The following is an 11,133-nucleotide window of genomic DNA, read 5'->3' as shown; positions in this document are numbered from 1 at the left end:
TAGTAGATTTCGAATCACAGAACGACAAGGCGATGAAAGCCCTCGATGGCACCGAGATCCTCTTCTGCCTCGACTTCAACGCCATGAGCCGCACCCGGAACATGGAACCACACCTGGAAAAGCTGCAAAGCGTGAAAGTCCTCATCGATCATCACCTCGAACCCCAACCCGTGTTCGATTTCGGCGTGAGCGACACCACCGCGGCCTCTACCGCTCAGCTTGTGTACGAGATCATCTACCGCCTGGGCGACGAACACTATATCGATAACGACATTGCGCAGTGCATTTATGCCGGCACCATGACCGATACCGGATCCTTCCGGTTCGCCTCCACCAGCGCCCGCGTTCACCGTATGGTGGCCGACTTGCTGGAAAGAGGGCTGGAGCACGAATACATCCACCAGGCCATTTACGATAATTTCCTCGAAAACCGCCTCCGCTTCATCGGGCATAGCCTGCTGAACCGGATGGAAGTGTTTTACGAGACCAATACGGCCATCATGGCCATCCCTTACAGCGACCTGAAAAGGTTTGATCTGCAGACGGGAGACACCGAAGGACTGGTAAATTTCCTTTTATCCATCCAAGGCATTAAATTAGCGGCGCTGATCATCGACCGGAATTCGGAAGTAAAGCTGTCTTTCCGCTCCAAAGGCAATTTCGACGTAAATACCTTTGCCCGGAAATACTTCGAAGGCGGGGGCCATTTCAATGCCTCCGGCGGCAGGAGTTCCGATTCGCTTGACCGCACCGTGCAGCGCTTTATCCGCGCCATGCACGAAAACGAAGATATTTTGCAATAAAAAGCTTGACCGGCCCGATAAACCGGTTGAAACACTCATAAACTCAATCGTAAAGATGAAAACAAACAATCTGTTACTTGTTGCGCTGGGCGGCCTTGCCCTGGCCAGCTGCGGTAAAAGCGGTCCCAGGAAAACACCGGGCGGCATCGAGTTCATCGTTCCTAAAGAAGGGAAGGGCGAAAAACTGAAAGAAGGTGATACCATCCTCGTTCACTTCTCTTCCTACCTGAACGACTCCTCGCTGATGTCTTCCCGCGAGCAGGCACCCTCCGGCATGCCGCTGGTGCTGCAAAAATCCATGAACAAGTACGATCTCATGGATGGTTTCGCGATGCTGACCGAAGGCGATAGCGCCGTGTTCCTGCTGCCGGTAGACTCCATGCCCCAAATGCCCCCCATGGCAAAGAAAGGTGATGTGATGAAAGTGGCATTCGTAGTAGAAAGCAAATATTCCTCCGCCAAACAAAACGAAAAAGACGAGAAGGAAATCGCTGAATACATCAAGAAAAATAACCTGGACACCCGCAAGTCTCCCAAAGGCGTTTATATCGCCGAGACCGTTGTTGGTACCGGCGCACAGGCGAAAGCCGGCGACGAAGTGAGCGTGAACTACACCGGCAAGCTGCTCGACGGCACCAAGTTCGACTCCAATACCGACAGCACCCTGCGCCCCGGCATGCCGCTGGAGCCCCTGAAATTCAACGTAGGCGAAGGCCGCGTGATTCCGGGATGGGACGATGCGCTGGCTCAGCTGAAAGTAGGTTCCAAAGCTACGATCGTGATCCCGTCTTCCCTGGCTTACGGCCTGAACGGCTCCGGTCCCTTTATCAAGCCGAACAGCATCCTGGTGTTCGACGTGGAACTGCTGGAAGTGAAACCCGCTCCCGCTGCTCCCGCCGCGCCCCCGGCTCCCGCACAATAAGCAAAAGCAATAGATTGCACATATGTAAAGCCCGGCCACCGCGCCGGGCTTTCTTTTTACCCTCATCTCATGAAAAAGCCCCGTTCCTGCATTGGGAACGGGGCTTAGTATGAATGGGTATTACCATTAAAGGAATTTGCTGCGCATCTCCGCATCCGGCACCATACAGGCGTCCATCTTCCCGAACCAGCGGTAACGGTTCCGGGCGATCCGGTCGTAGACGGCATTCCGGATGAACGCGGGCACGATCATGAAGGCCCACAGCAGGTTCCAGGGGAACCCCAGCCCGCGGGCCACCCGCAAAGCCGCCGTGCTCTTCAGGTACGGTTTCCCGCCTTCGATCAGCACGAACGAATCCGTCTTTTCCCGGTCGATGCCGTGTTCCGCCATCAGCCGCTGCCCGGGTTCAGATTGCAGGGGAGCGAAGCGGAAACGGCCAGATTTGTCGTGGCGCAGCACGAAATTCACGCTGCCGTTGCAAAAGCGGCAAACGCCGTCGAACAATATGACGGCCTTTCCCTGCATTAGTGAATACCGGTGTAATTATGCGGGGTGATGGCTTTCAGCTCTTTTTTCAGCGCAGCGCTGATTTTCAGCCCGTCGATGAATTTATGCATCGTTTTCTGCGTGATCGCTTCCCCGCCGCGCGTGAGCTCTTTCAGCGCCTCGTAAGGCTGCGGGAAGTTTTCGCGGCGCAGTACGGTCTGGATGGCTTCCGCCACTACGGCCCAGTTATGCTCCAGGTCTTCGTGCAGCTTGGCGGCGTTGAGGATCAGCTTGTTGAGGCCTTTCTCGAGGCTCTTCAGCGCCAGGAGGCTGTGCGCAAAAGGTACGCCCACGTTGCGTAGCACGGTGGAATCCGTCAGGTCGCGCTGGAGGCGGGAGATGGGCAGTTTGGCCGCCAGGTGCTCGAACAGGGCATTGGCGATGCCCAGGTTGCCTTCGGCGTTCTCGAAATCGATCGGGTTTACCTTATGCGGCATGGCGGAGGAGCCCACTTCGTTTTTCTTGATTTTTTGCTTGAAGTAATCCATCGAGATGTACGTCCACACGTCGCGGGCGAAATCCACCAGCACGTTGTTCACGCGCTTGAGGGTATCGAACTGGGCGGCGATATTGTCGTAGTGCTCGATCTGGGTGGTATACTGCATGCGCTGCAGGCCAAGGTTGTTATTCACGAACTTGTTGCCGAACTTCTCCCAGTTGATGGCCGGGAAGGCCACGTGGTGGGCGTTGAAATTGCCCGTGGCGCCGCCGAACTTGGCAGCGAAGGGGATCTCGCCGAGGAGTTTGATCTGGCCTTCGAGGCGCTCCACGAACACCTGGATCTCCTTGCCCAGGATGGTGGGGGAAGCCGGCTGGCCGTGGGTGCGGGCGAGCATGGGAACGGCTTTCCATTCTTTCGCCAGCTTCTTCAGGTGGAGAATGAGGTTGGAGATGGCCGGGAGGTATACGTGCTCGATGGCGTCTTTCCAGAGCAGGGGCGTGGCGGTGTTGTTCACGTCCTGGGAAGTGAGGCCGAAATGCACCCATTCCAGCTTATCTTCCAGCCCGAGGCGCTTCAGCTCGTTTTTCAGGAAGTATTCCACGGCTTTCACGTCGTGGTTGGTCACTTTTTCAGTGTCTTTCACCAGCTGCGCCTGCTCCACGGTGAAATCACGGTAGATGGCGCGCAGGGCCGGCAATTTGGCTTTGGGGAGGGTGAACAGCTTCTGTTCGGACAGGGCGATGAAGTATTCCACCTCCACCTGTACACGGTAACGGATCAACGCATATTCGGAAAAATAAGGGGCCAGTTCTTCGAGCTGGCCTCTGTAACGCCCGTCTACCGGGGAAATCGCAGTTAAAGCTTGTAATTGCATCATGTTAATATTATCCTGTCAATAAAGCCCCCGGTTATCCCAAAGCAGGTAATTACGGGAATTACTTTAATTTAGCAGGCTCAAAATTACAGAAATTGGAACGGAAAGTAAAAGTAGCAGCAGTGAGTTATCTGAATACGAAGCCTTTATTATACGGATTCAGGGAACACCCGGTACTGCGGAACATGGAACTGACGGCGGATTACCCGGCTAAAATAGCCGCACAGCTGATAGATGGAACGGTGGATGTAGGGCTGGTTCCCGTAGCGATCATCCCGAAACTGAAGGAATCGCATATCATTTCCGATTTCTGCATCGGCGCAGAAGGCCCCGTTGCCTCCGTCTGCCTCTTCAGCGAAGTACCCCTGAAAGATATCAAAAGAATTTTCCTTGACTACCAGAGCCGCACTTCCGTGGCGCTCCTGAAAGTGCTCGTACGCGAATACTGGAAACTGGATGTCGAATTCGTGGAAACCACCGGCGATTACCAAAACCTCATCACCGGTACCGACGCGGGGCTGGTCATAGGCGACAGGGCCCTGCAGCAGCGGCTGATTTCGTCGTTCATCTTCGACCTGGCCGAGCACTGGATCCGGTTTACCAGCCTGCCTTTCGTGTTCGCGGCCTGGATCAGCAACAAGCCCCTGCCCATCGAATTCATCCAGCAGTTCAACGACGCGAACGCCATCGGGCTGAACAACATCCCCGCCGTAGTTGCGGAAAACACGTACGGGCCTTACGACCTGACGGTTTACTACACCAAAAACATCAGCTACCGGCTCACGCCGAGCAAACGCCAGGGGCTGCAGCGTTTTCTGGCTTACCTGCAATAATCCCGCAGGATTTGCTTAAATTAGGATAGAGCAAACCTGTTCGGTATGAAGATCGCCATCCTCGGGTCCGGCGATGTAGGAATGACTTTGGCCGGCGCATTCCTGGCGCGCGGCCATCAAGTGATGATCGGTACCCGGCACACGCAAAAGGAAGGCTTGCTGGATTGGCTGACGGCGCACCCCGCCGCCCAGGCAGGCACATACTCGGAAACGGCCGCATTCGGAGATGTGGTGGTGCTTTGCACCGGGTGGACCGGCACCAAAGCCGCCATCGAGATGGCCGGTATCTGGAATTTCAAGAAAAAAATCGTGATCGACGTAACCAACCCGCTGGACGGCAAGGGCCCCGATGCCATGGGGCGCCTGCACCTCTCCGCGGGCAATGCCCAATCGGGCGGGGAGCAGGTGCAGAACTGGCTCCAGGAAGCGCATGTCGTAAAAGCCCTCAACTCCATCGGCAACAACGGCATGATCGCCCCCTCGTTTGCGGAAGGCACGCCGGCTATGTTCATCGCGGGCAACGACGACCTGGCCAAACTCGCCGTGACCGACATCCTCGGCCAGCTGGGCTGGAAGGATGTTGTGGACACCGGCGGCATCGCCATGAGCCGCCACCTGGAGTCCCTGGCCGTGATCTGGTGTGCCTACGGCTTCCGGACCGGCACCTGGGACCATGCTTTCGCCCTGCTCCGCAAATAAATCAGGCAACCGTTTTGGTATGCTTCCGGAAGGCCCGGATGGCCAGAACGGCCCCCAATAGCGTGAGCACAGCGGCCATGGCGAACGGCGCCGCGGGGAAATAGATCCTGGCGCCTGTTTTCGTGAATTCATGGAACAGGCCGGTCATCAGCAGGGGACCGATTATATTGGTAATGCTGATCAGGCTGGTGAAAGTACCCTGCAGCTCGCCCTGTTCGTTGGGGGGTACCTGGTTGGAGATGATACCCTGCAGGCTCGGGCCGAAGATGCCCCACAGACCGTACAGCCCTAGTATGGGGAACATCATCCATCCTTCCCCGGCCAGTGCGAACAAAAGGAAAGATGCCCCATAAATAATCAACCCGATATATACCGCACGGTGGTAGCCGATCTTCGGCAAAACGATACGGATCAGCCCGCCCTGGACGATCATCAGCATCAATCCCGCAAAAGACAGCGAATAGCCTACCATGGCCTGCGACCATTTGAATACGTGCATGGTGTAGTACGTCCAGTTGCTCTGGATGGCATGGGCCGCTGTGAAGATGAGCGCCACCGCGCCCAGGAGTGCGTAAATGCTACGATAGTTTTTCAGTTGCCGCAGGCCGCCCCAGGGGTTGGCGCGCGACCAGCTGAAGGCCCTGCGGTTTTCCATTTTCAGGGATTCCGGGAGGATAAAATACCCGTAGAGGGCGTTCAGCAGCGAGAGCCCGGCCGTGAGGAAGAAGGGCGCCCTCAGGCCCCAGGCTTCAGACACGGTGCCGCCGATGACCGGCCCCAGCACAAAACCGATCCCTACGGCCATACCTACCAGCCCGAAGTTCTGCGCCCGCTTTTCCGGAGCGCTGATATCGGCGATGTACGCCTGCGCGGCCGTCATGGACGCGCCGGTGATACCGATGAAAATCCGGCCCACGAACAACCAGAAGATCGTAGGCGCAAAGGCCAGGAAGAGGTAATCGATCCCCATGCCGGCCATCGACAACAACAGTACGGGGCGGCGGCCGTATTTATCGCTCAGGCCCCCGAGAATGGGGGCGAAGAAGAATTGCATGAACGCATAGGCGAAAGTAAGCCACCCGCCGTACCAGGAAGCGTCGCTCTCGTTGCCGCCGATGAGTTGTTCGATCAGTTTGGGCACCACGGGGGCAATGATGCCGAACCCGATGAAATCGATGAGTAAAGTAATGAAAATGAATGCCAAGGGACCCGAAAAGCGCCGCATAGTGTGGTGAAATTTGCGCAAAACTACAGGAATAAGGGAAGGCGGGAAGCGTAAAATGACATATTGCATTCATGGAATGATGTTTGCCAAACATTCCATATCACATCATTGTTTCACTTTAAAACCCTTTATTATGTTACGTTGGGCAGTTATATTCCTGATTATCGCCATCGTGGCGGCCATATTCGGATTCGGCGGCATCGCGGCGGGCGCCGTGGGCATTGCCAAGATCCTCTTCTTCATTTTCCTCGTCCTGTTCGTGATTTCCCTCATCGGCGGCCTGATGCGGCGCTAGTGCGCGTAAATCAGGTTTCCTGCATGGAAATGAGCTGGATGGCGTCCGGGCAGGCGGCGAAAGCCTCCCGGAGGCGCTCCCCGTGGGTATCGGTGATGAAGACCTGCCCGTAATCGGGCTGCAGCACCAGCTGAATCAGCCGGGAAACCCTTTCCTGGTCCAGCTTTTCGAACACGTCGTCCAGCAACAGGATGGGAGGGAAGCGCTTATGCGCGCGGATCGCCTCGTATTGCGCCAGCTTGAGAGCAAACAAAAAGCTCTTGCGCTGGCCTTGCGAGGCGCTCGTTTTCATGGGGTGTTCGTCGAGTAGGAACATCAGGTCGTCGCGGTGGATGCCCTGGGTCGTGCGCTGCACCTGTTTGTCGCGCAGCCGCGACTGGGCCAACAGCTGCGCCAGGGATTGCCCGTTGAGCTGGCTCTGGTAGCGGAAAGCCACCGTTTCGTGGCTCCCGGCCAGGTAATCGTAGCGTTCCTGCACCTGGTCGATAAAAGCAGGCAGGAAAGCTTTGCGGGCTTCATACACGGGCGTCCCGTGCTGCACCAGCTGATCGTCGAAGATATCGAGGAGCGGATCGGGGCTGTGGATCATGGAAGCCATGGTCTTGAGCAGGGAATTGCGCTGCTGGAGTACTTTATGGTATGCCAGGAGATGATCGAGGTAACCGGGCACGAGCTGCGACAGGAGGCCGTCGAGCCACTTGCGGCGGTCTTCCGAGCCGCCGAGGATGATTTCCGCATCATCCGGCGCGATCATGACGGCGGGGAAATGCCCGATATGCCGGGAAAAGCGGTCGTAGGGCTCATCGTTGAGCGCGATATCCTTTTTACCGTCCTTTACGGTACAGACGATCTTTTCGTCCTGGGCGTGGCGGCGGAGCTGCGCTTCCAGCCGGAAACCGTTCATGGTATATTGTACGTTCTGGCTTTCGGCGGTGGAGAAATAGCTTTTGGTGAAACAGAGATAATAGATGGCGTCGAGCAGGTTGGTTTTGCCCGATCCGTTGCGGCCGGTGATGCCGACGATGCGGGAATGGAACCGGAAGCTGCGGTGCGAATAATTCTTGAATTGCGTGAGTGCTATGGAGGATAATGTCAACAAGCTGTCTGATTCATTTAACTGCCGGAATGCCGTCTGCCGCAAGGGGTTAAGACATCCTTCTGCAAAATTGCTTGAATTTGCAGATTTTCCTGTTATATTTGCGAACAAATTTAGAAATAGTGCAAACTTTAACAGACGTGAAAACGAAATTCACCAAAGAGACATATCTGTACTGGTACGAATTGATGCTGTTACTGCGTCGCTTCGAGGAGAAGGCAGGGCAATTATACGGAATGCAGAAGATACGCGGTTTCTGTCACCTGTACATTGGTCAGGAGGCGATCGCGGCAGGTGCTATGACGGCTACGAAACCCGGCGATAAATTCATTACGGCATACCGCGACCACGCATTGGCGATCGCGAAAGGGATTTCTGCGAAGGCCTGCATGGCCGAGCTGTACGGTAAAGCTACCGGCTGCTCCAAAGGCAAAGGCGGATCGATGCACTTTTTCTCGAAAGAACACGGCTTTTTCGGCGGTCACGGTATCGTGGGCGCGCAGATAGGTACCGGTGCGGGTTTGGCGTTCGCCGAGCAGTACCTGGGCACCGATAACGCAGTGCTGGCATTCTTCGGCGACGGCGCCGCCCGCCAGGGTATGCTGCACGAAACGTTCAACATGGCCATGCTGTGGAAACTTCCCGTAGTATTCATCTGCGAGAACAACCACTACGCCATGGGTACTTCCGTTGAGCGTACTTCCAACGTACTCGACATTTACAAACTGGCAGACGCTTATGAAATGCCGGCCGATTCTATCGACGGCATGAGCTGCGAAGCCGTTCACGAAGGCATTGCCCGCGCGGTAACCCGTGCACGTGAAGGCGGCGGACCGACCCTGCTGGAAATCAAAACATACCGCTACCGCGGCCACTCCATGTCCGACCCGGCTAAATACCGCACCAAGGAAGAAGTGGAAGAATATAAAGGCAGGGACCCGCTGACCATCGTTGAGCAAACGCTGCTGAAAAACAAATGGGCTACGCAGGCTGATCTGGATACGATCGCGGAAAGAGTAAAGGCAGAAGTGGAAGAATCCGTGACCTTCGCGGAAGAAAGCCCCTGGCCGGCCGACGACGAGCTGCTGAAAGATGTCTATATCCAGGAAGACTATCCGTTCATCGTCGACTAATCCATTCCCTGTCTACCTATTATATTTTATGCAAACAACCATGGCAGAAAATAAAGCAAACACCAAACAGCCCGAAGCGGCGGTGAAAAAACAGGACTTTGATCTGCAGGCCACTGCAGACAGGGCTTCTGACTTCTACGGCAAGAACAAGAACATCATCAATATCGTGGTGCTGGCTTTTGTGATCGGCTTCGGCGGATATTACGCCTACAAGCATTTTGTAAAAGCACCGGCGGAAGAGAAAGCGCAGGTAGCCATCTTCCAGGCGCAGAATTTCTTCGCGGCCGATTCCCTGGCCAAAGCGCTCAACGGCGACGGCAACAACTACGGTTTCCTCCAGGTGATCGACAAATATGGCAGCACCAAAGCCGGTAACCTCGCCCGTTACTACGCAGGCGTTTGCCATGTGCGCCTCGGCGAATACCAGAAAGGCATCGACCAGCTGAAGCAGTTCTCCAGCGGCGACCTCGTTGTATCTTCCATCGCAAACGGCCTGATCGGCGACGCTTACATGGAACTGAACAACGCCGCCGACGCAGTGAGCTACTACAAAAAAGCCGGCGCTTCCGAAAACGAGATCACTTCGCCCATGTACCTCATGCGCGCAGGCCTGGCCCTTGAAAAAGCCAACAAACCTGATGAAGCGATCGCCGTTTACCAACAAATCAAACAAAAATACCCCCGCACCAACGAAGGCCGTGAAATGGAGAAATACCTGGCAAGATTGGGCGTGGTGAAATAACCCGGGAAATGTCCGTACATAATCAGACTTTACTCAACAACACTGGCACTCTTCAACTGGAAGGTGCCAGTGTTGTTATTGTATCTACAGAATGGAACGATTTCGTCACCAACGAACTGGTAGCAGGCTGCCAGCGCACGCTCGACGAATATAAGATCGACCATCGCACCCATATCGTGCCCGGCTCCTTCGAGCTGCCCTTCGCCTGCAAACAAATCTGGGAACAAACCCGCGGCACCGGGCTGCAACCCTCGGCCATCATCGCCTTCGGCTGCGTCATCCGCGGAGAAACGCCGCACTTCGACTATGTCTGCAACGCCGTTACCGACGGTATCCTTCAACTCAACCTCGAGCTCCCCGTTCCCGTCATCTTCGGCGTACTCACCGTTAACACCGTGGAACAGGCTACCGACCGCCTCGGCGGCGCACATGGCCATAAAGGAGAGGAGGGCGCGCTCACCGCACTGAAGATGATCGGATTTCAACGTCAGTTGGCAAAAAGCGCAAGATAAAAGCGAAGTTTACGGCAGTAACATTTGCTGGAAGCCCGTACATTTGACTGCTCATTACACAAACTGATACCATCAGCATGAACGTACACCTTTTCATACCGTGCTTCGTAGACCAGCTCTTTCCTGAAACCGCCTTCAATATGGTGAAAGTCCTGGAGAAACTGGGCTGCACCGTGCATTACAACCCCAACCAGACCTGCTGCGGCCAGCCCGCCTTCAACGCAGGCTACCAGGATGAGTGCCGGAGCGTAGCCACCAAATTTCTCAAAGACTTCCACGTATACGACTATATCGTGGCGCCCAGCGGCTCCTGCACCGGCTTTGTGCGCAACTATTACGGCAAGCTGTTCGATAATTCCGCCGCGCATAACGACGTGAAGCTGCTCCGCAAAAACCTGTACGAGTTCACCGAATTCCTGACAGACGTGCTGAAAGTAACCGACCTCGGCGCTACACTGGAAGGCGTTGGCACCTACCACGACGCCTGCGGCGCCCTGCGCGAATGCGGCATCAAGGAAGGCCCGCGCAAACTGCTGGCCAACGTGAAAGGACTGGAACTGCGCGAAATGAACGAATCGGAAACCTGCTGCGGATTCGGCGGCACCTTCGCCGTGAAGTTCAAACCCATCTCCCTCGGCATGGGCGAACAGAAAGTCCACAACTCGGCAGACACCGGCGCGGATTACCTCATCTCCACCGACCTCAGCTGCCTCATGCACCTCGACGGCTACATCCGCAAACACGGACAGAACATTAAAATCATGCACATCGCGGACGTACTGGCCAGTGGCTGGTAATCCCGCATCATAAAGCAATTCGGAATGCAATATTGGTTAGTGAAATCGGAACCGTTCAAATATTCCTGGGACCAATTCGTGAAAGACAAGCAGACGTTCTGGGACGGTGTCCGCAACTACGCCGCCCGCAACAACCTCCGCTCCATGAAGAAAGGGGACCAGGTATTGTGGTACCACAGCAACGAAGGCCTCGAAATCGTAGGCATCGCCAAGG

The 11,133-nt window shown here is 55.6% G+C and carries 14 protein-coding genes; 10 read left to right on the top strand and 4 right to left on the bottom strand.

What is annotated here, in order from left to right:
- A partial coding sequence (locus Q0510_RS18195; protein WP_298715050.1) for a DHH family phosphoesterase occupies positions 1-803 on the top strand: 803 nt, incomplete at its 5' end.
- Positions 804-858: 55 nt separating this feature from the next.
- On the top strand, positions 859-1,725 hold the full coding sequence (locus tag Q0510_RS18190) for an FKBP-type peptidyl-prolyl cis-trans isomerase (RefSeq protein WP_298715048.1): 867 nt from the start codon (positions 859-861) through the stop codon (positions 1,723-1,725).
- 126 nt (positions 1,726-1,851) lie between these two features.
- Here the strand turns inward: Q0510_RS18190 and Q0510_RS18185 are convergent, their stop codons facing one another.
- Positions 1,852-2,250, bottom strand: coding sequence for a thiol-disulfide oxidoreductase DCC family protein (locus tag Q0510_RS18185; RefSeq protein ID WP_298715046.1), 399 nt, complete (start codon positions 2,248-2,250; stop codon positions 1,852-1,854).
- Positions 2,250-3,590 (bottom strand): adenylosuccinate lyase, encoded by a 1,341-nt coding sequence (gene purB, locus Q0510_RS18180; RefSeq protein WP_298715043.1) that lies wholly within the window; start codon positions 3,588-3,590, stop codon positions 2,250-2,252. The genes Q0510_RS18185 and purB overlap by 1 nt, the downstream gene beginning before the upstream one ends.
- Before the next feature lie 92 nt (positions 3,591-3,682).
- On the opposite strand from purB, the gene Q0510_RS18175 reads away from it, so the two are divergent.
- Together Q0510_RS18175 and Q0510_RS18170 are read left to right on the top strand one after the other, a co-directional pair.
- Complete coding sequence (locus tag Q0510_RS18175) at positions 3,683-4,420, top strand: menaquinone biosynthetic enzyme MqnA/MqnD family protein (RefSeq protein ID WP_298715042.1); 738 nt, start codon at positions 3,683-3,685, stop codon at positions 4,418-4,420.
- A 45-nt stretch (positions 4,421-4,465) separates the two neighbouring features.
- Positions 4,466-5,119, top strand: a complete 654-nt coding sequence (locus Q0510_RS18170) for an NAD(P)-binding domain-containing protein (protein WP_298715040.1) — start codon at positions 4,466-4,468, stop codon at positions 5,117-5,119.
- Position 5,120: 1 nt separating this feature from the next.
- Here Q0510_RS18170 and Q0510_RS18165 read toward each other — a convergent pair whose 3' ends face one another.
- Entirely contained in the window at positions 5,121-6,344 is a 1,224-nt protein-coding gene (locus tag Q0510_RS18165; protein ID WP_298715039.1) for a TCR/Tet family MFS transporter, read from the bottom strand.
- A gap of 133 nt (positions 6,345-6,477) precedes the next feature.
- On the opposite strand from Q0510_RS18165, the gene Q0510_RS18160 reads away from it, so the two are divergent.
- A complete protein-coding gene (locus Q0510_RS18160; protein ID WP_298715037.1) occupies positions 6,478-6,639 on the top strand; it encodes a DUF1328 domain-containing protein in 162 nt (53 codons plus the stop codon).
- Positions 6,640-6,649: 10 nt separating this feature from the next.
- Here the strand turns inward: Q0510_RS18160 and recF are convergent, their stop codons facing one another.
- Complete coding sequence (gene recF, locus Q0510_RS18155) at positions 6,650-7,738, bottom strand: DNA replication/repair protein RecF (RefSeq protein ID WP_298715036.1); 1,089 nt, start codon at positions 7,736-7,738, stop codon at positions 6,650-6,652.
- Between the two features lie 119 nt (positions 7,739-7,857).
- Between recF and pdhA the strand changes: the two genes are divergently transcribed.
- The 5 genes from pdhA to Q0510_RS18130 all read left to right on the top strand — a co-directional run.
- Positions 7,858-8,868, top strand: coding sequence for a pyruvate dehydrogenase (acetyl-transferring) E1 component subunit alpha (gene pdhA / locus Q0510_RS18150; protein ID WP_298715034.1), 1,011 nt, complete (start codon positions 7,858-7,860; stop codon positions 8,866-8,868).
- A 40-nt stretch (positions 8,869-8,908) separates the two neighbouring features.
- On the top strand, positions 8,909-9,610 hold the full coding sequence (locus Q0510_RS18145) for a tetratricopeptide repeat protein (RefSeq protein ID WP_298715032.1): 702 nt from the start codon (positions 8,909-8,911) through the stop codon (positions 9,608-9,610).
- A gap of 8 nt (positions 9,611-9,618) precedes the next feature.
- The gene (gene ribH / locus Q0510_RS18140; protein ID WP_298715031.1) at positions 9,619-10,122 is read left to right on the top strand and encodes a 6,7-dimethyl-8-ribityllumazine synthase; all 504 of its coding nucleotides are present in this window, start codon (positions 9,619-9,621) and stop codon (positions 10,120-10,122) included.
- 77 nt (positions 10,123-10,199) lie between these two features.
- A complete protein-coding gene (locus Q0510_RS18135; protein WP_298715029.1) occupies positions 10,200-10,919 on the top strand; it encodes a (Fe-S)-binding protein in 720 nt (239 codons plus the stop codon).
- 24 nt (positions 10,920-10,943) lie between these two features.
- On the top strand, positions 10,944-11,133 hold a 190-nt coding region (locus Q0510_RS18130; protein WP_298715027.1), incomplete at its 3' end, for an EVE domain-containing protein.

The organism is uncultured Chitinophaga sp. (genome assembly GCF_937874145.1).
GTDB lineage: Bacteria > Bacteroidota > Bacteroidia > Chitinophagales > Chitinophagaceae > Chitinophaga.
Note: the sequence above shows the minus strand (reverse complement) of the source record. Positions and strands in the feature narration are given on the sequence as shown.

Excerpts from the sequence above, each read along its gene's own strand:
- Q0510_RS18165 (WP_298715039.1), bottom strand. The coding sequence starts at position 6,344 with ATGCGGCGCTTTTCGGGTCCCTTGGCATTCATTTTCATTACTTTACTC.
- ribH (WP_298715031.1), top strand. The coding sequence starts at position 9,619 with ATGTCCGTACATAATCAGACTTTACTCAACAACACTGGCACTCTTCAA.
- Q0510_RS18190 (WP_298715048.1), top strand. The coding sequence starts at position 859 with ATGAAAACAAACAATCTGTTACTTGTTGCGCTGGGCGGCCTTGCCCTG.
- Q0510_RS18135 (WP_298715029.1), top strand. The coding sequence starts at position 10,200 with ATGAACGTACACCTTTTCATACCGTGCTTCGTAGACCAGCTCTTTCCT.
- Q0510_RS18145 (WP_298715032.1), top strand. The coding sequence starts at position 8,909 with ATGGCAGAAAATAAAGCAAACACCAAACAGCCCGAAGCGGCGGTGAAA.
- purB (WP_298715043.1), bottom strand. The coding sequence starts at position 3,590 with ATGATGCAATTACAAGCTTTAACTGCGATTTCCCCGGTAGACGGGCGT.
- Q0510_RS18185 (WP_298715046.1), bottom strand. The coding sequence starts at position 2,250 with ATGCAGGGAAAGGCCGTCATATTGTTCGACGGCGTTTGCCGCTTTTGC.
- Q0510_RS18160 (WP_298715037.1), top strand. The coding sequence starts at position 6,478 with ATGTTACGTTGGGCAGTTATATTCCTGATTATCGCCATCGTGGCGGCC.
- Q0510_RS18170 (WP_298715040.1), top strand. The coding sequence starts at position 4,466 with ATGAAGATCGCCATCCTCGGGTCCGGCGATGTAGGAATGACTTTGGCC.